The following is a 22,985-nucleotide window of genomic DNA, read 5'->3' as shown; positions in this document are numbered from 1 at the left end:
TTTAAGAAAAATTATCGTTAAACGTTAAACGTTAAACGATTGATTAGATAGAACTAAATGGATCATAAAAGCTTAGACGCTTGGAATGTATCTGTAGAATTATCTGTTGATATTTATTCTTTGACGGATAAGTTTCCTAAAGTGGAACTTTTCGGCCTTGTTCAGCAAATTAGACGTTCTGCTATATCAATACCTTCAAATATCGCAGAGGGCTGTGCAAGGAGCAGCGCAAAAGAAACATTACGTTTCCTTTATATCGCTCTTGGCTCCTTAGCGGAACTGGAAACCCAAATAATTATTGCATCAAAACTAGGCTACATAAAGGATGAGTTTATTGTAAATGAGAAGATAACTAAAGTGAAACAATTGATTTTAGGATTAATCCGTTATCTGATTAGCGTTTAACGTATAACGATTAACATTTAACGTAAGTAATATGGTAAAAATTAAAGCATTTAAAGGAATCCGTCCACCTAAGGAGTTTGCTAAGGAGGTGGCTGCACGTCCATACGACGTGCTTAACTCGCAGGAGGCTAAAGCAGAAGCTGGCGAAAAGTCATTGCTACATATCACAAAGCCCGAAATTGATTTCGATCCTATTATCGATGAGCACTCTCAGCAAGCTTACGATAAGGCAGTTGAGAACTTCCGTAAGTGGAAAGAGCGCGGCTGGTTAGTACAGGACCCTAAGGATATGTACTATGTATATGCCCAAACAATGGATGGCCGCACACAGTATGGCTTGGTTGCTGCTTGTCATTTCGAAGACTACATGGAGGGGCGTATTAAAAAGCATGAGCTAACCCGACCAGATAAGGAAGTAGACCGAATGATTCATATTCGTATTCAGAACGCAAATATCGAGCCTGTATTCTTTGCTTATCCTGCCCATCAGGAAATGGACGAAATAATTTCAAATGTGGTAAAAAGCAAAGAGCCTGAGTACGATTTTGTTGCAGAAGATGGATTTGGCCATCACTTTTGGGTAATAGATGATGATGCTACCGTTAAGCGTATTACTGAAATTTTCGCATCGATACCTGCTCTTTATGTTGCCGACGGTCACCACCGTACTGCAGCTGCAGCTCGTGTAGGTTTGGAGAAAAAGAATGCTAACCCAAATCATCGTGGTGACGAGGAGTATAACTACTTCCTTGCTGTTATTTTCCCCGATAACCAGCTGAAGATTATTGACTACAATAGGGTGGTTAAGGACCTAAACGGCCTTACTTCAGAACAATTCCTCGAAAAACTTCGTGAGGGATTTGTTGTAGAGGAGAAAGGCACTGAGATTTACAAGCCCGAAAAGTTACATAATTTCAGCATGTACCTCGACGGTAAGTGGTACTCGCTAACAGCAAAACCTGGCACCTACGACGATAACGATCCTATTGGTGTACTAGATGTTACCATACTTTCAAACCTTGTTCTTGACCCAATTCTTGATATTAAAGATTTGAGAACTTCTAAACGTATCGATTTTGTTGGTGGAATTAGAGGATTAGGTGAGCTGAAAAAACGGGTTGATAGTGGCGAGATGAAGGTTGCTTTTGCCCTTTATCCCGTTTCAATGAAACAGCTAATTGATATTGCTGATACTGGCAATATTATGCCTCCTAAAACTACTTGGTTTGAACCCAAACTACGAAGCGGTTTAGTAATTCATTCCCTTGAGGATTAATGATGAAAAAAAAGCCCTTTAAGGGCTTTTTTTTATTCAGCATTCAACCAATTTTTATGAATTCTGTTAAGTCTATGCTATTCTTTGTAGTAATTTGTTTTCCTGTGGTAAGTATTAGCTATTTTTGCATTAAAGTTTAACGAATTATGAGCATTGCCGATAAATTAAATACTATCAAAAGTGAGTTGCCTTCGCATGTTAAGCTAATTGCTGTAAGTAAAACTCATCCTGTAGAGGCGATAATGGAAGCCTATAATGCTGGGCATAGACTTTTTGGCGAAAATAAGGTTCAGGAACTTGTTAGTAAATATGAGCAAATGCCAAAGGATATTGAATGGCACCTAATTGGGCATTTACAGACAAATAAGGTGAAGTACATTGCTCCTTTTGTCTCTTTAATTCATTCCGTTGACAGCTTAAAGCTATTAAAAACCATTAATAAAGAGGCAGCTAAAAATAATCGGGTTATCGATTGTCTATTACAAGTGCATATAGCTCAGGAGGAAACAAAGTTTGGCCTTTCAACCCAAGAGTTACATGACATTCTAAAGAGCCCAGAACTTGACCAACTTAATAACATTCGAATTTGCGGACTTATGGGAATGGCTACATTTACAGATAATATTCAGCAAGTGCGAAATGAGTTTAGGAACTTAAAAAATATTTTTGATGAGGTGAAGAATGCCAATTTTCAAACGGAATCGTTTTTTAAAGAGATTTCTATGGGAATGTCGGGCGACTACCGCATTGCAATTGAGGAGGGTAGCACCATGGTAAGAATTGGAAGTAACATTTTTGGTCATCGAATTTATTCTTAAAAAGATATTTTGTAAATTTCAAGCAATAAAATAACCTTAACCATGACTAAACTAGAAACATCTTACTTGGGGCTTTCACTAAAATCCCCGTTAATTGTAAGCAGTTCAGGATTGAACTCTTCGGTTGATAAAATAAAAGAATACAAGAAATATGGAGCAGGTGCAGTTGTACTTAAATCCCTGTTCGAAGAGCAGATTCTTAATGAGGTTAGTAGCTTGGAACGCCATTCCGATTATACCGAAGCTGCTGATTATCTCAAACACTACGTAACTGCAAACAACGTACAAGAGTATATCAATCATATAAAAGCTGTTAAAGAAGCAGTTGATATACCAGTAATAGCAAGTATAAACTGTATGAGTGATAGCCAATGGCTATCGTTTGCATCTCGCATACAGGAAGCTGGTGCCGATGCGTTAGAGGTTAACATTTACTACCTGCCTGTTGATCCTAAGCGAAAGGCCGAGGAGTATGAAAATATCTACAATAGCATCGCTGAAAAGTTAAATAAGATAATTACCATCCCTGTAGCATACAAGATAGGCTCCCATTTTACAAATCCATTAAATGTGATTGAAAACCTTCGGTTTCGCGGTGCTAATGGTGTAGTACTCTTTAACCGATTCTTTGAGCCTGATATCGATGTAAATGCCATGAAGGTTGTTCCTGCCGATATCTTTAGTAGTCCCTCCGATTTGCGTTATACTCTTAGATGGGTTGCAATAGCTAGCCACTTAATCCCTGAAATAGACATTTCTGCTTCGACTGGTGTACACGATGGTGAAGCGCTGGTGAAGATGCTCCTTGCAGGAGCAAACTCTGTTCAGGTTTGTTCTGCAATCTATAAAAATGGTGCACAGCATATTGAGGTTATGCTTCGCGATTTGAAAGAATGGATGGATAAGAAAGGCTACAAATCAATTGCTGATTTTAGGGGAAGTTTAAATATGGGCTCAATTGCCGATCCCGCTCAGTATGAGCGTAGCCAGTTCATGAAATATTTTTCTAGCTACGAGTAGAATACACCCACTAAAAACAAATCCACGCTCAAACAGGCGTGGATTTCTTGTTTATAACAGACTATTTATAAATCTTCAAATACCCTAACTAGCTCATCGATTAATGGTTGGGTGTTCGGGTGTTTGGCGTGTAAGCTTTTAATCTTATTTCCAACCTCTTTAATTTTCTCAGGTGAGAGGTTCTCGGTCATGTTTTCAATGGTGGTAAACGCTTCCAAACTCGCCTGGTAATTACCTTCTGCTAAAATCTCAATAAAAAGATCGATGTGTGGAGTGAAATCTAACCGGCTTTGCCAGCAAACTGAAACCAACCGGTGGATATCTTTTGAGTGTTTGTGCTCATTGAGCGATTTTGCGATAATCTCAACACTCGATTTATTCTTTAAATCGACTAGGAAGTTTACAACTTCCTCCTTTAGCTTCTCGGAGCGTTCTGAGAAAAGGAGTTCTATAAGAATAGGTGTCATGTAATCTTCGCCGCTCTCTCGAAGTTCAGAAAGCATCCCAATTATGGCTTCATCTGAACTTTTTGTAATACTCTTTAAAAATAAATCCGACTTATTAGGCTTCATGAATTTTTTTTGCAAAGGTAAATATTTTCAGGGTTACTTATGGTAAACTGCATCATTTCAACCTAAATGGCTTGTGCTATAGTTCTTGGTCTAAGCTGAAGTTTTCAAGCCTGTCGCGCAGCGATTTTAGGAATTGTCCTGCAAGTGCACCATCAATTACTCTATGGTCATACGATAGCGATAAAATACAGATTTGTCTTATACCGATTACATCGCCCGAAGGGGTTTCAATTACAACTGGTCGTTTCTTAACAGCACCAATGGCAAGTATGGCCACTTGTGGCTGGTTTATTATGGGGGTTCCTGTTAGGGTGTCGAACGATCCAAGATTTGTAATTGTAAATGTACCAGCAGCAATTTCGTCTGGCTTCAACTTATTCTCACGGGCTCTTTGCGCTAAATCGTTTATGCTCTTTGCTAAACCTGTTAGGTTTAACGTTTCGGCACGTTTTATAACTGGCACTATTAGGTTGCCATTTGGAAGTGCGGTTGCAATACCAAGGTTAACATCGCGTTTTAGAATGATATTGTCGCCATCAACCGATGAGTTCAACAAAGGGTATCGTTTAATCTCGGCTACTGTTGCCTGTGCAAATAGATGAGTGAGTGTTAGCTTATCGCCATAAAACTTTTGAAAGTTTGCTTTGTTGGCTTCTCGCCAAGAGACCATGTTGGTTACGTCAACCTCAATAAATGAAGAAACATGGGCCGAAGTTTGTTTCGATCTAACCATATGCTCAGCAATCAGCTTACGCATGCGATCCATGGGAACTATCTCGTGGGCCAAACTGCTTTCGGATGCTGGTTGTTCAGAAATAGTTGCTGTAGGTGAAGTTTGTGCGGTTAGAATGTCCTGCTTTGCTTTCTTCTCTATCTCAATCAACTTTTTTGTGCGGGTTTCAATATATTTTAAAAGATCTTCTTTGGTAACTCTGCCATTAAGCCCTGAGCCTTCTAGCTTGTTTAGCTCCTCAATTGAAATCCCCTCCTCTTTTGCAATACTTCTAACAAGCGGAGAAATATACTTTGTTTCCTGTTTTGATGAAGTCTTGTTATCTTTTGCTACAGGTTCTGAAGAGGAGTCAAAGGATGTTTGGGTAAAGGTTGCCTCACTTTTCGGGGGCTCTTCTTTCATTTCTTCGGAATCTTCTACTCCTTCTACTTCAATAATGCAAATTGTGTCACCAACTTGGGGGGAGTCGCCTTCCTCAAAAAGAAGTTGTTTAACCTTTCCAGGTGTAGTCGATGGAACCTCTGAGTCTACTTTGTCAGTTGCTATCTCTGCCAATGCTTGATCCTCTTCAACGGTATCTCCAGGTTTAACAAGCCATTTAGTAATTCTTGCCTCTGTAACACCTTCTCCCATTGCGGGAAGCATTATTTTAATATCTGCCATAGTTCGATTTGCGATTAATTATTTTTATACATATAACACACATAATCGCAAATTGTTGAGTGACCTTCTGGCTGTTCTAAACTAAAAAAGGAAAAACAGACTGCAAACTCTGACGGCTTTAGCTAAAACAAATTCTTAATAAGCTCTTTTAAGTCAATCTTGATGCTATAGTTTTTGGCATACTGAGAGTCAAGCAAATTGCAATTTTCACTACTGCTGCTAGAATGTTTCCCATAGCTATAAACAGCGGGTTTGATATTTGGAAGTAACTTGCTTTGGGAGTTGTTGTATCCTATCCATGTTTTCCTATAAAACAAAACTTTTATAGCGCTAGATAATACGTGAAAAGGTTTTTTTAAGAAAGGAGCAATGATAATCCAAAAGAGTATTAAGAATAATGAGGCGATGATGTCGAATAGCCTTTTAAGCCTTCGGGCCATAGGGCTGCTTAGTGTCATGTAATCAAGGGTGTAGAGCTCGCCTGTGGTTTGGATTGAGTTGCTCCCTACAATGGAATCGCCACTGTGAAGGGCAATTTTGAATTCTACATCATGCTTAGAAAGGCTAATCATTAAAAGAATAATACTTGCCATTGGAATTTGCTGTGTCCCAAAGATTATCTCAGTTACATTGTTATATAATATGCTATCTTCAAGTATCGAAGTGCTAATTTGTTTGTTTTGATCAAATATTTCATTGGGGTAAAATCGAATTACTTTGTTTTCAGATATTCCGACATTTCGAAGTATTGCTGCTGATTTCTCCAGTTCTTTATCCGTGCCAACAAACGCTATGTTTTTATTCTTCTTGTTTGGTTTGAAAATGCCTTCCTGTAAAAGGCTTAAAAGATATCTAGATAGATAAGCACCAGCAATTGTCCATAGGGTAAGTAAAATGATAATGGCTCTTGAAAATCTATAATGTCCGGGTAAAATCGAATAAATTAAAAGAATAACCAATGAGCCAACCAAAATGCCCTTACCTGCCGATTTTCTTGCTTGCGGCTTATCGTAAGCACCATAAAGCCACAGTGAGAAAATCCAAATTGTAAAGTAAAGCCCAATCAGCCAATGTAATATATCTTGGGGGTAAACATTAACATTTCCATGTCGATATTGTTCCCACGCAGGAATTATTGTGATTGCTCCAAGGATTAAAATTAGCAAATCAACTAAAGGAAGCCATATTTTTACCAAAAGCCTTTTTAGGGCCGAAACTGTAGCTCTAACTATTACTGCAAACTTTATTATGGAGGTAAAATATTTGCGACTTTTTTTCCCAATGTGCTTTTGGGCAAAAATTATCATTGCTTTGTAAAAAACTAAAACGTAGTTGAGGCTTCCCTTTTTGGTGCTTTCCCCCTTGTAGTGAATAATCTGGCATGCAGGGTAGTAGTAGTTTTTAAAACCAGCCTGAATGATACGGTACGATAAGTCTATATCCTCGCCATACATAAAAAAATCCTCGTCCAGTAGCCCTACTTTATCAAGTGCGGTTTTCCTTAGAAACATAAAAGCCCCAGGAAGTATTTCAATCTCATGCGTGGAGTTTTTGTCTAAATGACCAAGGTAGTATGATGCAAACGTTTTAGATTTTGGGAACAAACTTGTTAACCCAAATATTTTGCAAAATGCAGTCCAGGGCGATGGAAATCCTCGTTTTGATTCAGGAAGATATTTCCCTTTTCCGTCAATCATTTTAACTGTTAACCCTCCTGCATCGGGATGCTGATCCATGAATGCGATGCACTCTCTAAAGGTGTTTTCTTGAACAAGCGTATCGGGGTTGAGCAAAAGAATATATTCACCTTTTGCTTCTTTGATTGCTTGGTTGTTTGCCTTTGAAAAGCCAATGTTTTTTTTGTTGGCAATAACTTTTATGCTAGGAAACTTGTTTTTTAGCATTTCTACCGAGCCATCTATAGATGCATTGTCAACTACTATTATTTCGCCATCTATTCCTTCAAGTGCTTGGTATACGCTGGCTAAGCATTGTTCTAAGAAATGCCTTACGTTGTAATTGACAACTATGACTGATAGTTTCATGAAGCAAGTGTTATAACAGTGCGAAAGATACTAAATATTGAGTTTGGCTGTTGGCTCTTTAACAACAAAACCGTTTGATAAAATAAAAAAGAGGGATGCTGCTGTTAATCATCCCTCAATGAAATATTAAAAATAGAAAACATTAGCTGTTCTAAATCATTTGTTTTATGGCGTTAGCCAATCGGCGGCTACCCTCTATATTCATCTCTTCTGACATGAATGAGAAGTTGATTCGTAGAGTGTTTTTCCCTTCGCCATTACAGTAGAAAACAGTGCCAGGAACAAATGCCACATTTTCATTTATCGCAATCTTGAAGAGTTCCTCGGCGTTGATATGTTCAGGTAAAGTAACAAAAAGGAACAAGCCGCCCTCGGGTTCGGTCCATTTTACCCCTTCGGGCATGTACTTGTGAAATGCTTTAACCATTGCATCCCTTTTTGATTTATACATGGCGTTGGTCTTTGCCAAGTTCTCCTCAAAATACCCATTATCGAAATACCGGGCTGCAATTTTTTGAACAAACGATGATGTACAAAGGTCTGTGTTTTGTTTTGCGGCAATCAACTTGTCAATAACATCTTCATGGGCAACAATCCATCCTATGCGGAATCCTGGTGCAAAAATCTTTGACATTGTACCAAGGAGAATTACTTGGCCATTGCCATCTAGCTCATACATGGTTCTTTGGGGTGTCCCACTGAAACGAACTTCGCGGTATGGGCTGTCCTCAACAATTAGCACATCGTATTTTCTGGCAAGTTCAATGATTTCTAGTCGGCGTTTCTCGGGCATGCATATTCCAGTAGGATTTTGGAAGTCAGGAATAACGTATATAAACTTAGGCTTTTCGCCTTTTGATTTTAGCTCCTCTAGTTTTTTCTCAAGTAGGTCGGATCGCATGCCTTGCTCATCGAGTTCAATACCAATGAGTTCAGCCCCATAAATGGAGAAGGCCGATATACCCCCCAAGTAACTTGGTAAGCCACATATAACTTTATCGCCGGGATTGACAAGGATTTTGGGAATAAGGTCGAGAGCTTGTTGCGATGCAGTTGAAATCATTAGGTTGTTGAGCGAAATGTTCTTAACTCCATTGCTTTTGTACCTCTCAACCAGAATTTCTCTAAGTCTTTTATCTCCTTCAGTTTCGCTATACTGTAAAGCGCGGGCACTATCTGTATCAAGCACCTCGGCAACAACTTGCTTTAATTGCTCTACTGGGAAACTCTCAGGGGAGGGAAGGCCTCCTGCAAAAGAAATAAGCTCTGGGCGTTGAGTCATCTTTAGCAATTCCCTTATAACTGAGCGCTTCATTCTTTTAGCGCTTGCCGATAGAATCTGATCTAAATCTGTTATCATCTTATGAAAGTTATAATGTGTTATCTGTTTGATGTAGAAATGGAATAAATGAAACTATTTCACCTTGCTAAGTTACAAAATGTAAAAAAGAAATTCAAATATGAATAAAATTAAAATCCTATTAAAGCGATTTTTGTTTTAGCATGGTGTTTGAGTAGTTGTTTTGTGAATTGATGTGCAAATTTTAAGGACAAGGGTTGCAAAGATGAATTTCTAAATACGGTAAAAATCGATAAACTTATATTGACTTTGACAAAATTATAGTATATTTACTTGTTGATATTATTTTACTAAGTTAAACGTTCCGTTATGAATAAAGGATCGAGGTTTATAATTCTAGTATCAGTTTTTGCGTTGGCAGTCGTAACAGTTTCCTGCAAATGCAACCGGGAACCCGATGATATGTTAAACGTAAATCCTGAAGATGTTAAATCAGACGAAGAACTTATTAGCAGCATAGAATCTGTTAAGCAGATTTTCTACTCGTTGCCTTCGCCTCTTGAAACTGCAATGATACTTAAACGTTCAGGGGCTTCTTATAACGAAGAGCTTTTAAACTCTATTGAGAGCGTATCAAAGTATAATACGACCAAGAGTATGGCTTTAAACCTTGGTATCTACAGCACCGACCTAAGCTATGCAAGCCTTTTCGATCAAACCCAAGCAACCATTAAGTACATGACAGCATCTAAAAAGATGGCTGAGGGACTAGGAATTCTTAATGCCATTGATAATTCTGTCATTGAAAAGCTTGAGGAAAATATTAATAATAGGGATGTTATTCTTGAAACAATTTCAGAAACTTTTCTAAATACCAATTCAATATTACAAGAGGACGACAGGGTTGCTGTTGGCTCTATGATACTTGTTGGGGGGTGGGTTGAAGGATTATACATAGCTACCTCTTTAGTTGATGATGTTAACAAGGTTGATAATGAAATGGTTGATAGGATTATAGACCAAAAGTTGTCGCTGGGCACTGTTTTGAAATTGCTTGAACAGAGTATTAGTAATGCCGATGTCAAAGAGTTGTACGATGACATGTTGGAACTCCAGAAGGTTTATAATGATATTAAGATTGAGGTGAAGGATGTAAAGGTGGTTAACAGTGGAGAATCAAACGTTTCTACCATTAAGTCGAATAACGTAACCTCAATTAGCCCGAAATCGTTCGAGAATCTTAAAACAAAAGTTAAAGAATTGCGTAATAAATACACAGCATAAAATGGTTGGTATGAGATCATCAGTTTATATACTTATTTTGGCTATATCAACATTTCTTGCACACCCTTTTTCAGCCAATGCTCAGTGTAAGAATTTTGCCAAAAAGATTTGCAAATTAGAACTTGCACCATATGTTCACGATGGTAACTATAATGCAGCAATATTGACAGAAGGGGAGGAGGCGGAACTGTTTAAAACATTCTATGCAGGTCAAGAGTATAGAATTTCTGTTTGTGGCTCCGATGCTCTCTCTAAGATTGAGTTCATTGTTATGGATGTAGATAGAAATGTATTATACACTAATGCAAAAGACGATTTTGCAACTTCGTGGGATTTTAAAGTGGAAAATACTCAGCAGCTAATTATTATGGTTAAGGTCCCCGTCGCTTCCGATAGTAATGAGGAGCTAAAAAGTGGTTGCGTAGCTATAATGTTTGGCTTGAAAACAGACTAACCATTCTATATATAAATGCAAAGCCGCAATTGAGCGGCTTTTTTTATATCTGTTAGCATATATTTAGGGCTTAAAGCGAAAGTTTTTCCTTAAGGAATTTCCCAGTATGGGAGTTGTTGCATTCGATAATGTTTTCAGGTGTCCCCTCGAATATAACATGGCCGCCATTTTCTCCTCCATCGGGTCCCAAGTCAATTATCCAATCGGCATACTTTATAACATCTAGGTTGTGCTCTACCAATACAATGCTATGGCCTTTGGCAATTAAAGCCTCAAAGGCTTCAAGAAGCTTTTTTATGTCGTGAAAGTGCAATCCAGTTGTTGGCTCGTCAAAAATGAATAGAATTGGGCGGTCCGATTTGTCTTTTTGGAGGAATGATGCAAGCTTGACACGTTGACTCTCACCACCGCTTAACGTACTAGATGATTGTCCAAGTTTAATATAGCCCAATCCCACATCCTGGAGTGGTTGAAGTTTCTCAACCACTTTCTTAGAAGTAGCGCCTTTCCCCTTGCTGAAGAATTCAATGGCTTCATCAACAGTCATTTCAAGAATATCGTAAACATTTGCACCTTGATAACGAACCTCTAGAATATCATCCTTAAAGCGTTTCCCATGGCAACTCTCACAGGTAAGGGTGAGGTCGGCCATAAATTGCATCTCCACGTGAATTACCCCTTCGCCCTGGCACTCTTCGCAACGGCCTCCATCGATGTTGAACGAAAAGTACGAAGGGGTATAACCATTGCTTTTGGCGTAGGGTTGTTCCGATAGGAGCTTTCGAATTTCGTCCCACGCTTTTAGGTAGGTAACCGGATTACTTCTCGACGATTTTCCTATGGGATTCTGATCAACCATTTCCACTCCACCAATCATTCTGAGGTCGCCTGTAAGTTCGTCGTGTTGTCCAGCACGTTCGCCAGAACCAGTTAATCTTTTTTGAAGAGCTGGGTATAAAATGCCTTTTACCAAACTTGACTTTCCTGAGCCGCTTACACCTGTAACAACTGTTAATGTGTTTAGCGGAAATTTAACATCGATGTTTTTCAGGTTGTTTTCCCTAGCGCCCTTTATTTCGATGTAGCTATTCCATTTTCTTCTTCTAACTGGCAGTGCTATTGATTTTTTTCCTGTCAGATATTCTGCGGTTAGGCTATCTTTTACTTTATCTATTTTACTTGGTTGGTCGGCAAAAATTACTTTTCCTCCATGCTGACCAGCTAAAGGCCCTATATCAATGATGTAGTCGGCACTGCGCATTATCTCCTCATCGTGCTCAACAACAATTACAGTGTTACCTAAATCTCTTAGATTTTTTAGAACATTTATGAGTAGATGCGTGTCTCGAGGATGAAGGCCAATGCTTGGTTCATCGAGGATGTAAAGGGAACCAACAAGGCTGCTACCAAGAGAGGTGGCCAGGTTTATTCGCTGTGATTCTCCTCCGGAAAGTGTTGATGATAGCCTGTTTAAGGTGAGATAGCCTAATCCAACATTTACCAAAAAACTTAGTCGATTCCTAATTTCTGTCAGCAGGCGTTTCGCAACCTGGCTGTCGTGTTCGTCAAGTTCAATGTTTTGGAAAAAACGGTGTAAGTCTTCCACTTGCATATTAACCATGTCGTGGATTGTGTAGCCAGTAACTTTTACGTAAGATGCCTCAGGTCTTAAGCGGCCTCCTTTACAAACAGGGCAGGTCGTTTTCCCCATGTAGCGAGAGAGCATAACCCGATACTGAATCTTATACCGTTTTTCCTCGAGTTCCTTGAAGAAGTCGTTAATACCCGTAAAATGCCTAGTACCATTCCAGAGTGCTTGCTTTTGCTCTTCGGTTAACTTGTAGTAGGGGGTGTGTATTGGAATGTTATATTTTGATGCGTGTTCAATAAGCCAATCCTTATACCAGCTCATCGATTCTCCACGCCAGCAGGCAATCGCGTCTTCGTATATTGATAATGCTTTGTTGGGTACAACAAGGTCCTCATCAACCCCAATTACTTTGCCGTATCCTTCGCATTTTGGACAAGCACCTAGTGGGCTGTTGAAATTAAAGAGATGCTCGCTAGGTTGTTCGAATTTTATTCCATCGAGTTCGAAAAGGTTGGAGAAATGCTCCTCAACCCTTTGGCCGTTGGTTTCAATTATGAGATTTAGGAATCCATTTCCTTCGGAAAAGGCTGTTTGAATGGAATCGGCAACTCTGCTTAGGAAATCCTCGTCGTTTAATACGGCAAAACGGTCTATAATAAGCCGAATCGACTTGTTTGCCATACCAATAAGGTCGCGAGTTTTAGGGTCATCAATTCGAACCACCTGTCCATCTATTTCAATTCGCGTAAAACCTTCCCTATTGAGCTCTTCTAGTTTTTGTGTGATGTTTTCACTGTTTTTGATGGGGGCAAGAAGCATCATCCGAGTTCCTTCGGGGTGTGAGCTAATGAAGTTAACCACATCGGTTACGGAATGCCGCTTAACTTCTCTGCCAGAGATAGGGGAGTATGTTTTCCCGATTCGTGCAAATAGTAGTTTTAGGTAGTCGTAAATTTCAGTTGAGGTTCCAACCGTAGACCGTGGGTTGCGAGTATTCACTTTTTGTTCAATGGCAATGGCAGGTGGAATGCCACTTATTAGGTCTACCTCTGGTTTGCTCATTCGGCCTAAAAACTGACGAGCATACGATGATAGGCTCTCAACATATCGCCTTTGCCCTTCTGCATATATGGTATCAAAAGCTAACGAAGATTTTCCAGAACCCGAAACGCCTGTTATGACAACAAGCTTATTGCGAGGTATGTTAACATTGATGTTTTTTAGGTTATGAACCCTTGCCCCTTTTACCGATATTACCTTTTCGTTCCTTTGCATGAATCTCTTTTCTCTTAAATATGAACCTACAAAGGTATTACTATGAAACTATTTTTTTGAAAATCTTATCTAATTAATTTCAAATTTTGTTAGCTGATAAAAAAAGTTAGCCCCGAATATTATCGGGGCTGAGTCGATTTATTATGTGCTAATTGGTTTCTATTTCATCGGGCCATACCGATTCTTGTACCTGAGCAATGTGCACCTTTCGCAGCAGGTACATGCAGAGTCGCGATTGTCCAATACCACCTCCAATTGTTTGAGGAAGAATGTTGTTAATAAGCATGCTATGGTATGGGTATTTGATTCTGCTTTCAAGATTCTGCAATTTTAGCTGGGTCATTAATGACTCTCTGCTCACTCTAATCCCCATCGATGAGAGTTCCAGAGCAATGCCTAAAGGTTTGTGCCAAACTATTATGTCGCCATTTAAGCCCCTGTAACCATCGGGTCGTAGGGTAGACCAATCATCATAGTCGGGTGCTCTTCCATCTGTTGGCTTACCGTCTGAAAGGGGATAGCCTATTCCCTCAATGCATACAGCACCATATTGTTGGCAGATTCTTTGCTCCCGTTCTTTTGCCGTGAGGCTAGGGTACATCTCTTCTAGTTCTGCCGTATGAATGAAATGAATGGTTTGTGGCAGCTCTGGTGTAATTGCTCTGGTTTGTGTTGCAACTATCATTTCCATTTCTTTAATGGCAGCGTAAATTAAATTAACTGTTTTACGAAAATACTCGACAGTTCTATCCGAACTATCTATAAATTTTTCCCAGTCCCATTGGTCAACATATATAGAGTGTGTAGCATCTGGAATTTCATCGGGTCTAAGGGCGTTCATATCAGTATAAATGCCCTGGCCTGGTTGCATTTTTAATTTATGTAGGGCCAAACGTTTCCATTTGGCTAACGATTGAACAATTTCTATATGTTTACCAATGGCTTGGGAGGTGAAGGTTACAGGTTTTTCTACTCCATTTAAATCGTCGTTAATTCCTGTTTGCGATTCAACTATTAGCGGTGCTGTTACCCTAAGAAGGTTTAGCTTTTCTGCCAGTAGTTTTGGAAAAGTATCCTTAATTAATGTTATTGCCTTTTCCGTTTCAATCGTTCTGTTTATGCTTCCTGTAATTGTTTCAAAGTTTTGTAGTTTCATCTTATCTAAGTTTTGGGTTATTAGTAAAAAAAAATCCCTTCGCCGTTTGTCGGGAAGGGTTTTGAACAATATGCACACATTCCATTCCCGACGGGTGGAGGACGATTATTGTTATTATTGTTCAAGTGCCTTTTCATAATTGTATCAATAAAAAAAGCCTTCCTGTGTTGAGGAAGGCTTTGATTTATTTTTAATAGTTTCTTTGACTAAACACCAAAACCTTCCCATTTCAACAAGTTATTGTTGAAATTATTGTTAGGATTGGTGTTTAAAAGTTGTGTCATCGTTGTTCTGTCAATTCCTTTTGCAATATCTGAAATATTTTTTAAAAATCAAACGAAATTGCTAAGATTAATGCACTAACTGCTTTTGTAGTTAAAATTTAGAGTTAGTTCATTTGTCTTAAAGTGAGTTAAGCTCGTTTACAATTTCATCAATTTCTGCATCGGTGAATCCCTTTTCCGATGCCAGGTCATAAAGAGTGCCCCACACGGGTTCCCCGCAAATCACACAAATAATCCCTTTGTCGCGCAAGAACTTAACCGATTCGGGCATTTCCTCAATTAGCTCTTCAATGCTGATTTCAGGTGTTATTTTCATTTTATTCTTCGTTGTGAATAACCACTTCGTGAGTCAGCTTCATCCCTTTCTTATATGCGGCACTAACACCACAATACCTTTCATCGCTAAGCTTAACGGCTTTGTTTACTTTTTCTGGGTCTAGGTTTTTTCCCCAGAATTCGTATATCACTTTCATCTCAACATAATGCTTTGGATGCTCATCGGTTTGAAGGGCTTCAACGGTAACTCTAAAGTTCTTAACATCTTCGCGCATTTTTTTGAGAATAGATATTACATCCATCCCGGTACAACCAGCAAGTGCAACAAGCATTAAAGGTTTGGGGCGTGGACCACGATTGGTACCACCAACTTTCTCGTCGGCATCAATTATTATTTTATGGCCATTTACCTCGGTTTCAAATGCCATTCCCTCTAACCAATCGGTTTGTATGCTTATTTTATCCATAGCTATATGTTTTTTAGTTAACATCCATTTTTTGGCATTGTTCAAAATCAACTCTGCAAGTTAATAGATTAAAGCGAAATTTTAAAAGATGTTTTAATGCTTGATAAAAGAAAAGAGCCAGATTTGACTTCTGGCTCTTTGGGTAATTGATTTAGGTGATTTTACTTATTTCCAACAATTATTTTGTAGATAGCGCTTTCCCCTGTGCTATTTGAGATCCTAATAAAGTATAATCCTGGTTGGAGTTTAGCCACATCATACTTAAGTGCAAATCGATTTGTTTGGTTTATATTCGATTTTTCAATTGTCATACCAGCGGGTGAAATAAGTTCAACAGTGTAGCTACTTATTTTTTCACCGTCAACGGCAATGTTGAGCTGATCTTTAACAGGGTTAGGGTAGATGGATATGTTAAAAGGTAGATCGGAAATTGTGCCTACGCTAACTGGCCACCATATAGTAACGGTATCGGAATCGGTACAACCATGGGAATCGGTTATTGTTATCCAGTACTCGCCCCAACCTCCAGAAGGAATTGTTATGGTTGGACTGGTAGCTCCAGTACTCCAAAGGTAGCTTACTCCACTAACATTAGATGAAAGTTCGTAAGGTAATGAGGTTCTGATTGTGTCGGCTCCTAGCTCTACGTCAGGAAGATCCCAAACATTAATGGTGAAAACTGTTGAATCACCATTTTCACTGGCAAAAGTAGTAAAGCATGTGAAACTAAACTGGCCTGTACTTAAGGTAATTGGATTGCTAAATGTGTACTGTATTTTGTCGTTTTGGGCAAAATTACTGCTTAGTGTAAGTTCTTCCGAAACAGGGCTAGCAGCACCGATAAAATAGTTAACTCCAATCTTTTCGCCCGAAGTAAATGTTTTTGTACCTCGGTTTTCAAGTTCTACAGTTACCTGCTCGGTTTGAGTGTCGTAGCACTTGTCGGTTGGTGAAACAAGGCTTGATATTACGATATCTACACTTTCGTTGTAAGTGATATACACCTCGTCGTAACCTTGGCATCCGTTATTATCGGTAACAGTAACAGAATACAATCCGGTCTCAGTAACTGTAAAGGTTTGGTTTGTGGAGTTGTCTTGCCACAAGTAGGATACAAATCCCGAACCAGCATCTAGAGTTATAGGCTCAGTTGTAGCACGATTTTCGCCCAAATCAACTACTGGGGTTGGGTTTACTGTAATATCAACATTTGTACTATTGCTGCATCCATTTGCATCGGTGTAGGTGTAGGTGAGTGTATGTGTTCCTTCACCTGCATTGGATGCAATAAATGTAGTTACATTTGTTCCAGGTCCGCTGTAAACACCACCGCTAGGATTACCACCTGTGAGCGTGAATTCGGGCTCGTTTTGGCAGACAGCATCCAAAGGTTGATGTGTTACACTTGGTAAGTTGTTAATGCTGATGTTAATAGTGTCTCTGTTGATACAACCATGCGTGTCGGAAACTTCGGCCCAGTATAAACCAGCTGTTGAAACATCAATGGTTTGTGATGTGGCACTGGTGTTCCATAGATAGGAACTATAACCTGAGCCAGCATCAAGGGTAATGCTGCTTCCTTCGCAAATTGCTGTGTCTTTACCAAGGTCTATAGATGGTAAACCCCATACCGTTAGGGTTTTGGTTATAGAGTTGTTGAATGGATCTGTATCATCATTATAAGTGGTATAAGCCTTTAAGGTGTAGGCTGCAGGTGAAGTAAAATCGAAGGTTTTTGTAAAGTTGTGGATTATTTTACTACCTGGTGTGAAATTAGATGTCATGGTAACTGTCTCAGTTTGTTCTAGTTGACCATCTACCTCATAAGATACAAATAGGCTTTGTCCGGTTAGCAGTGTGTCTGTCCCAACATTCTCAATTTCAACCTGAATGGTTTCGTTGGGACTCAACATACATGCATCGTTTGGCGAAATTATTGCTGATACCCTGTAGTCAGGTTTGAGGATGGTTAGGTTAACGGTATCCTGATCCTGACAACCATTTGGGGCAGTTGTGGTTACATAATACGTGCCCGTAGTATTTACTTCTAAAGTTCTGCCAGTTGATGAATCGTTCCATAAGTAGGTGTATCCTATTCCCTCACCACCATCCAGCGTTACACTACCTGTTCGGTCTGTTCTGTCGGGACCAAGGTCAACAACAGGCGACTCTTTAATAATGAAGGATGAATAAATTGTGTCGTTGCTGGAATTAATGTCGGCTGGGTAAATAATGTATGCCAATATATCAAGTGTGTCTGGTTTCGAAAGATCTAATGCCTCGCTAAATGTGAATGTTTCAAACTGATTTGGCTTAAGATCGGCTATGAGGGTGTATTGCTTTTCTTCAAAGAATAGCGTGTCAATCTGGTAGCCTATTGTGATAGTTTGGCCGCTTTTAAGGGTGTCGTTACTTACATTTTTGAATTTAACAGATACCTTTTGAGGCGCTTGAACAGCACATGAGGTTACAGGGTTTACTATCTCCGAGATTGAATAGTCATGCTTTAGGAAGGTTACAAATACGGAATCATTCGAAGAGCAACTACCATTCTCGGTTACAGTAACTTTATACCAGTTGCTTTGATTTACCGTAATTTGCTGGGTTGTTTCGGTTGTGCTCCACAGGTATGAGTCTCTTCCCGGTCCAGCATCAAGCTGGTAGCTCGTGTTTCTGGTGAAAACGGAATCGCCGAGTTCAAGGCTTGGAAAACCATACACTATAACAGTGTGCGGGAGAATGTTGTTCTCGGGTTTGTTGTCGGATGCCGTTGTGGCTTCGAACTCAAAGTTGTATGTGTTAGCTGCAGAGATATCAACGCCATTGCTAAAGATAATTACCAGGGTGGAATCGGGATACCAATTGGAAGTTGTTGTGAGCGTAGTGGTTTCAATGGTTGTGCTATTTAGCTTATAGCTTAAATTGATGATGGTTCCAGTAGTTATGGTATCGGTACCAGCGTTTCGTATTATGATTTTTGGGTATACCATTCCAGGAATTTCACACGATGTTTGAGGAGAAATAACCGAATCAACGCTTACATCCGAAAAGCGTAGGTCAACAAAGAGGGAGTCTGTTGCAGGACAGCTGTTGGCGTCGTAAACTGTAACAATTCCCCAGCCAGTTTCCGTTTGGTCATAGGTTTGGTTTGTTGAACCATCATTATGCCAGTAGTATGCGCTCCACGATGCTCCAGCGTCAAGGGTGTAAAATGTGTTGGTTACCTTTACGGTATCTTTGGGTAATCCCATTTCGCCTTTTAAACTAAAAGTAGGGTAACCCCAAACGTTAATAGTAGTGTTTAGCTCGTCGTTCCCGGCATCTTCGTCGAGATTGATTGTAGCCCACGCTCTAAGAGGATATGAGCCGAGTGCCTGCATATCTAGGCTGTCGTTAAAGGCAAAGATAACCGAGTCGCCGGGTAGAATGGTTGTGTCAACTGCCCAAATCGTGTCAACCTGTGGGTTGCCGTTGAAAATGTAATGAAGGTCAATGTTGTCGCCTGCAGATAGGGTGTCGGTTCCAAAGTTTTTAACATACACCTTAAATGGTGTTTTATTGGAAAGTTCACAGGAACTTACAGGACTTTCAAAGGCGGTTATACCAACATCTCTTATAAGTCGGTGCACGGTTATGGTGTCGGTTGTAGAGCAGGGGATTGTATTGGTAAGCTCAACAACGTATTTGCCTCCATTGGCATCGGTTACCGAATAGGTCGGGTTTGTGCCGACTGGAGTTGTGTAATCTGGGTCTTTAAACCATTTGTAGGTTACAAGCGGATCGGAGCTGGTGGCATCAAGAACCACTGTGTTGGGCTGAAGCGTCCAGATATCGGCACCTAGCTCGATAAATGGTTTTTGAACGGTTACAATTGCCGTAGCAGTATCGTTGGCTGGAGAGGAGTAGAAGGTGGGTTCGCTCTCAATATTCGTAAATGCAGTAATGGTGTAATCCCCGCTAACGCTCATATTGAAGGTTTTGGTAAAGGTGTGGTCCAAATAGCTGCCAGCTGCAAGTGTGCTGCTGAGAACAATGGTGTCGGTGTGAGAATCCGGTACCATGCTATGAGCAACCTCTACCCTCACGATAATCGTATCGTTGGGTTGCATATCGCGAATACCATAGTTGCGAATTCTAATATCGATTGGTTGAGCCGCGCTAAGGTCGCAAGCGGTAGCCGGGTTAAGAATGCTTTCAACCCCAACATCAAATGGTGCCTCATAAAGCTTGAAGTTGTCAATAGCGGTTCCCCCATAGTTGTTATTGGCTTTGTCGGCCTTAAAGCCAATGGCGAAAATTACATTGCTTTGGCCGGCAATAGCTGCAGGCAGTTCATGTCGGGAGCGTTCCCAACTTGAACCTAACCCATTCCAGCCATCAACTCCTAGGGCACTTACAAGGCTGTCGCTGTACCAGTTGAAATACTCATCGCGTGGGGTGATGTTTTCAACATGTTGCCAGCTCTGCCCATTGTCGGTTGAATAGTAGAGGGTTGAGCCATCAACTTCGGGTTCTGTACGGTTGAAAATGCTAAGATCTATAATCGGATTGGTTACCCCGGAAAAATCAAAACAGGGGCTTGCTAGCCATGCTGCATCGCTATTAAATTGTTTGCCTTCAATCCAAACATCATCAAAATTAATTCCTTCCTTCACGGTAGCATCACCATTCGACTTTAAGACGAAACGAATATGGATTGTTCCAAAGTTAGCCAAGCTGTCGGGAATGGGCACGGTGTCAACATCCCAATATTCATGAAATATGCTGTCGCCTTTTGAAGTGAAGAGGGTTTCCCAGGATGTTCCATTGCTACTAGCCTGAACAAGAGCGGTGTCGCCCTTGGCAACGTTGTGCCAGCGCCAGAAGTAAAGGGTTAGATTGGAGTAGCCTGAAACATTAATGGCCGGTGATTGGGCATACCAGGTGGAGTTGGGCTCATACATACCTGGGTTGACTCCCTGTCTGCTCAGGTCGGTTCCAATGCAATATAGTCCACTATAGGTGTATGTGGGAAGAGTATCCCATTGCATAACGATTTGGTTTCGTTCAAATTCACCTGTAAAAGTCCAGCCGTTATCAGTTTCAAAATCCTCATAAAAAATGGTATCCGATTCCCCGGTTAGCAGGTTGCCGTAGCTGTCTGTTAAACCGGTTACCCATGCTTTTGAACCACCGCTTAAGTCGGTTTTTGCCGGAGTTCCCCACTTCCAAATAGGGTTTCCGTAGCTGCGCCAATACCCATCGTTGGTTTCAAAGTCTTGAGAGTAGGGCAGGGTGTATGTTGGAACAATATAGATTTGGGCCGATATTCCGTCGTTCGATGCGTCTTCATCGCCATTCAAACGGGTACGAGCCTTAACCTGTTTTATACCCGGTGCTGTCAGGTCTACTTTTGTGCTGAAAGTGAATTCCACGGTATCGCCGGGCGCTATGGATTGGTTTAGGTAGTTGGTTGTCCAGGTGGAGCCATTGTTAAATGAGTATTGAACGGGAATAGATGCAGGTGACGGTTCCGCGCCCAGGTTGGCAACTCTGACAATTACACTGTCTGCTCCGGAATGGCCGCAACCCGATAAGGGGTAAACCCATTCAACTACACCCACATCTTTTGTAATATAGTCGCCTGTGACAACAAAATCGTCGATATTCCAGCCCGAGTATGTTCCAAAATTATCGGTAGGGCCAAGGGAAAATTTGAATTTAAGCTGGTTTGATCGGGCGATACCCGAGGATACCGAATGCGAAGTTCTTTGCCATGTGTTATCGGTAAAGTAGTTGTTGTTGTACCATATATTGTTCCATGTCGAGCCGTTGTCTTTGCTAGCATCAAGTTTAACTTTATCCCACACCTCTACGTTCAGGTAACGTCGGTAGGTGACCTGAAGGTCTTTGTAGAATAGAGCGTCAATTGCAGGTGAGACTGCATTATAGGAAGCTGATTCCGAAATGCTATTTTCATAGTCACCCAACGCTGTTCCTAAGCCTGACAGGTCGGTTCCAAGCACGTTTGTTCCGCTGAAGGCTGCAGTGGGGTCGGGGTATCCTAATGCTCCTCCTAGACCCTGAGGTTGACCAACCTCAAATTCCCCGGACAGCCCCCAGGTGTTAGCCCCATCAAAGTCGTTGCGGTAAATTGTTTCGTAGATGGTCCGGCTGCCTAATGGGTCCTCGTTTTGTTTGGGGTAGAGCGAATCGGAAACCTGTATGCTATATGCATCGAGCATGGCATCGGCTTTATTCCCATGCACTGCATCGGAGTTGATGTCGTAGGTTACCCATACATACGATTGCCCGTTTGGCAGATTGAAGTTGATATTGTTGAAAGTTGCAGTTCCGTTAACAAAACTCTGAGGTGTTGATAATGGGGTAAGCGTGTCGAGCAATGTGGTAGGTGTATAATACAACTTTATACCATTGCTTTTTATGTCGCTATCATTTGTGTTTTTTGATTTTACCACAATTGTGTTAAGCGTGGCATTTCCCGTATTGCCAAAAACCTTAAAACCCAACCTTAGGATAGGCTCGTTTTTTGAGCCGCTTGGAATGAAGGTGAAATCGGGATGCGTAACCGTTAGCTCGCTTACATATCGTTCCTGAAAGCCTTTCTCCTCAACAACCACATCGTCGATACATGTTCCGAATCCCCAATTGGTTTGACCCTCAAATGCTATGTAGTATGTGCTGCTCGGATTGGGTAGGTTTATCTTAAACTGAGTCCAGTCCGAAATGGGGTCAAGAAATTCTGCAAGCAGGGTCCAGTCGTCGGCAAGGTTACTTTTATAGTATACCCTAAGGTAATCCCAGTTGGTGTTACCTGAAAATGTCCAGGGTACCTGGCAAAGCCAAAAGCTTAGCTCGGGTTGAATGGTGCCCTCAATGTTTAATGGTTTGGTTATTAGCTTACTTCGCTCCTGGTTGGTACTTTGCTTGAAGAAGATCGCATTATATGTTCCTGAGTGTGCGCTTGGCGGGTTGCGTGTAATGTCTTCCTGATCGGCCGGAACCGTCCAGTTGTTATCGTTTGGACTATGACCTCCGTTTCGGTATCGCCAGGGTTCGGTCCCCGATACGTATTCCTCTGTCCACCCTGTAGGCTTTGTTCCATTCTCAAAGCCCTCGTTTAGAAAAACTTGTGCATTGGTGTTTACGTAAAAAAGAAAGTTAAGCACAAGAAAAAGAACTGTTTTTATTGTTTTCATATATAGGTAGTTTGGGCAATTTCAACAAGTTAAGCAAATGATAGATTCTCTACAAACATTTTACGGGGAATTCTTTATAAATGTTTTGTTAATTTGAAAACATTTGTTGACGAGTTGTCGTAAAATATTAGCAAAAGTAATATATTTGTACGTAAATGGTGGATTAG

At 40.5% G+C, this 22,985-nt stretch carries 15 protein-coding genes; 6 read left to right on the top strand and 9 right to left on the bottom strand.

The window, feature by feature from the left end; translation table 11 throughout:
- The first annotated feature begins 57 nt into the window (after positions 1–57).
- The 4 genes from FHG85_RS09560 to FHG85_RS09545 all read left to right on the top strand — a co-directional run bounded on the left by FHG85_RS09560 (position 58) and on the right by FHG85_RS09545 (position 3,519).
- Positions 58–405, top strand: coding sequence for a four helix bundle protein (locus tag FHG85_RS09560; RefSeq protein ID WP_173075271.1), 348 nt, complete (start codon positions 58–60; stop codon positions 403–405).
- A 31-nt stretch (positions 406–436) separates the two neighbouring features.
- On the top strand, positions 437–1,681 hold the full coding sequence (locus FHG85_RS09555) for a DUF1015 domain-containing protein (RefSeq protein ID WP_173075270.1): 1,245 nt from the start codon (positions 437–439) through the stop codon (positions 1,679–1,681).
- 146 nt (positions 1,682–1,827) lie between these two features.
- Complete coding sequence (locus FHG85_RS09550) at positions 1,828–2,499, top strand: YggS family pyridoxal phosphate-dependent enzyme (RefSeq protein WP_173075269.1); 672 nt, start codon at positions 1,828–1,830, stop codon at positions 2,497–2,499.
- A gap of 42 nt (positions 2,500–2,541) precedes the next feature.
- The gene (locus FHG85_RS09545) at positions 2,542–3,519 is read left to right on the top strand and encodes a dihydroorotate dehydrogenase-like protein (RefSeq protein ID WP_173075268.1); all 978 of its coding nucleotides are present in this window, start codon (positions 2,542–2,544) and stop codon (positions 3,517–3,519) included.
- Positions 3,520–3,584: 65 nt separating this feature from the next.
- Here the strand turns inward: FHG85_RS09545 and FHG85_RS09540 are convergent, their stop codons facing one another.
- The 4 genes from FHG85_RS09540 to FHG85_RS09525 form a co-directional block, all read right to left on the bottom strand.
- Positions 3,585–4,091, bottom strand: a complete 507-nt coding sequence (locus FHG85_RS09540) for a hypothetical protein (RefSeq protein ID WP_173075267.1) — start codon at positions 4,089–4,091, stop codon at positions 3,585–3,587.
- Between the two features lie 76 nt (positions 4,092–4,167).
- Positions 4,168–5,487 carry a dihydrolipoamide acetyltransferase family protein gene (locus tag FHG85_RS09535; RefSeq protein ID WP_173075266.1) on the bottom strand — a complete coding sequence of 440 codons (1,320 nt, stop codon included), beginning with the start codon at positions 5,485–5,487 and terminating at the stop codon, positions 4,168–4,170.
- A gap of 122 nt (positions 5,488–5,609) precedes the next feature.
- On the bottom strand, positions 5,610–7,532 hold the full coding sequence (locus FHG85_RS09530) for a glycosyltransferase family 2 protein (RefSeq protein ID WP_173075264.1): 1,923 nt from the start codon (positions 7,530–7,532) through the stop codon (positions 5,610–5,612).
- A 151-nt stretch (positions 7,533–7,683) separates the two neighbouring features.
- The gene (locus FHG85_RS09525; RefSeq protein ID WP_173075262.1) at positions 7,684–8,892 is read right to left on the bottom strand and encodes an aminotransferase-like domain-containing protein; all 1,209 of its coding nucleotides are present in this window, start codon (positions 8,890–8,892) and stop codon (positions 7,684–7,686) included.
- Between the two features lie 309 nt (positions 8,893–9,201).
- Between FHG85_RS09525 and FHG85_RS09520 the strand changes: the two genes are divergently transcribed.
- The gene (locus FHG85_RS09520) at positions 9,202–10,116 is read left to right on the top strand and encodes a hypothetical protein (RefSeq protein ID WP_173075260.1); all 915 of its coding nucleotides are present in this window, start codon (positions 9,202–9,204) and stop codon (positions 10,114–10,116) included.
- 10 nt (positions 10,117–10,126) lie between these two features.
- Positions 10,127–10,570 carry a hypothetical protein gene (locus FHG85_RS09515; protein WP_173075258.1) on the top strand — a complete coding sequence of 148 codons (444 nt, stop codon included), beginning with the start codon at positions 10,127–10,129 and terminating at the stop codon, positions 10,568–10,570.
- A gap of 70 nt (positions 10,571–10,640) precedes the next feature.
- Here the strand turns inward: FHG85_RS09515 and uvrA are convergent, their stop codons facing one another.
- The 5 genes from uvrA to FHG85_RS09490 form a co-directional block, all read right to left on the bottom strand.
- Positions 10,641–13,436 carry an excinuclease ABC subunit UvrA gene (gene uvrA / locus FHG85_RS09510; protein WP_173075256.1) on the bottom strand — a complete coding sequence of 932 codons (2,796 nt, stop codon included), beginning with the start codon at positions 13,434–13,436 and terminating at the stop codon, positions 10,641–10,643.
- A 148-nt stretch (positions 13,437–13,584) separates the two neighbouring features.
- Complete coding sequence (gene asnA / locus FHG85_RS09505; protein ID WP_173075254.1) at positions 13,585–14,592, bottom strand: aspartate--ammonia ligase; 1,008 nt, start codon at positions 14,590–14,592, stop codon at positions 13,585–13,587.
- 402 nt (positions 14,593–14,994) lie between these two features.
- Entirely contained in the window at positions 14,995–15,192 is a 198-nt protein-coding gene (locus FHG85_RS09500) for a DUF1858 domain-containing protein (RefSeq protein WP_173075252.1), read from the bottom strand.
- A 1-nt stretch (position 15,193) separates the two neighbouring features.
- Entirely contained in the window at positions 15,194–15,619 is a 426-nt protein-coding gene (locus tag FHG85_RS09495) for an OsmC family protein (RefSeq protein ID WP_173075250.1), read from the bottom strand.
- Between the two features lie 161 nt (positions 15,620–15,780).
- A complete protein-coding gene (locus FHG85_RS09490) occupies positions 15,781–22,818 on the bottom strand; it encodes a T9SS type A sorting domain-containing protein (protein ID WP_173075248.1) in 7,038 nt (2,345 codons plus the stop codon).
- Between the last annotated feature and the right edge of the window lie 167 nt (positions 22,819–22,985).

The sequence above is a fragment of the Tenuifilum thalassicum genome (assembly GCF_013265555.1).
GTDB classification, from domain to species: Bacteria; Bacteroidota; Bacteroidia; order Bacteroidales; family Tenuifilaceae; genus Tenuifilum; species Tenuifilum thalassicum.
This window is presented reverse-complemented; position numbering and strand designations above follow the sequence as displayed.

Coding starts and splice junctions, on each gene's coding strand:
- FHG85_RS09520 (WP_173075260.1), top strand. CDS start 9,202: ATGAATAAAGGATCGAGGTTTATAATTCTAGTATCAGTTTTTGCGTTG.
- FHG85_RS09525 (WP_173075262.1), bottom strand. CDS start 8,892: ATGATAACAGATTTAGATCAGATTCTATCGGCAAGCGCTAAAAGAATG.
- uvrA (WP_173075256.1), bottom strand. CDS start 13,436: ATGCAAAGGAACGAAAAGGTAATATCGGTAAAAGGGGCAAGGGTTCAT.
- FHG85_RS09535 (WP_173075266.1), bottom strand. CDS start 5,487: ATGGCAGATATTAAAATAATGCTTCCCGCAATGGGAGAAGGTGTTACA.
- FHG85_RS09495 (WP_173075250.1), bottom strand. CDS start 15,619: ATGGATAAAATAAGCATACAAACCGATTGGTTAGAGGGAATGGCATTT.
- FHG85_RS09550 (WP_173075269.1), top strand. CDS start 1,828: ATGAGCATTGCCGATAAATTAAATACTATCAAAAGTGAGTTGCCTTCG.
- FHG85_RS09540 (WP_173075267.1), bottom strand. CDS start 4,091: ATGAAGCCTAATAAGTCGGATTTATTTTTAAAGAGTATTACAAAAAGT.
- FHG85_RS09490 (WP_173075248.1), bottom strand. CDS start 22,818: ATGAAAACAATAAAAACAGTTCTTTTTCTTGTGCTTAACTTTCTTTTT.
- FHG85_RS09530 (WP_173075264.1), bottom strand. CDS start 7,532: ATGAAACTATCAGTCATAGTTGTCAATTACAACGTAAGGCATTTCTTA.
- asnA (WP_173075254.1), bottom strand. CDS start 14,592: ATGAAACTACAAAACTTTGAAACAATTACAGGAAGCATAAACAGAACG.
- FHG85_RS09560 (WP_173075271.1), top strand. CDS start 58: ATGGATCATAAAAGCTTAGACGCTTGGAATGTATCTGTAGAATTATCT.
- FHG85_RS09545 (WP_173075268.1), top strand. CDS start 2,542: ATGACTAAACTAGAAACATCTTACTTGGGGCTTTCACTAAAATCCCCG.
- FHG85_RS09500 (WP_173075252.1), bottom strand. CDS start 15,192: ATGAAAATAACACCTGAAATCAGCATTGAAGAGCTAATTGAGGAAATG.
- FHG85_RS09555 (WP_173075270.1), top strand. CDS start 437: ATGGTAAAAATTAAAGCATTTAAAGGAATCCGTCCACCTAAGGAGTTT.
- FHG85_RS09515 (WP_173075258.1), top strand. CDS start 10,127: ATGAGATCATCAGTTTATATACTTATTTTGGCTATATCAACATTTCTT.